This is a genomic window from Paenibacillus sp. 32352, from assembly GCF_002042965.1.
Taxonomy (GTDB): domain Bacteria; phylum Bacillota; class Bacilli; order Paenibacillales; family NBRC-103111; genus Paenibacillus_S; species Paenibacillus_S vulneris.
Map to the genome: position 1 here is coordinate 1 of NZ_MZNT01000046.1, position 441 is coordinate 441.

Sequence of the window (441 nt, forward strand, 5' to 3'; positions counted from 1 at the left end):
CGTAACTATCCCTAAGCCGGAGATCAAAGGAACATCCGAACCGGGGTCAACGGTTACGGCCGTCGTTTACGATCATGGTGGTCATATCGTAGCAACCCCAACGGTTACTGTGAAGGGGGACGGTACATGGAGCTTTGCGCCGGGAACCAACCTGCCTGACGGCGATTATACGTTTGAGGTCACTGCAGAGAAAGATGGCAAGACAGCAAAGAAAACCAAGGCATTGACCGTGGCGGTACCAGATACAGCCCTGTTTATCACTAAACCAAACGGCTCAACCGTTACCGAGTCCAAGCCTGAATTTACAGGAACAACCGAACCAGGATCAACAGTTACGGCCGTCGTTTACGATCATGCGGGTCAGATCGTAGCAACTCCAACTGTTACTGTGAATGGGGATGGTACGTGGAGCTTCACTCCATCCGTTGATCTTGCCCCAGG

1 protein-coding gene is annotated in these 441 nt (G+C 52.2%); it reads left to right on the forward strand.

The window, feature by feature from the left end:
* Nucleotides 1-441 (forward strand): Ig-like domain-containing protein (locus B1728_RS36515; protein WP_179136335.1); only part of this gene is annotated, 441 nt, incomplete at both ends.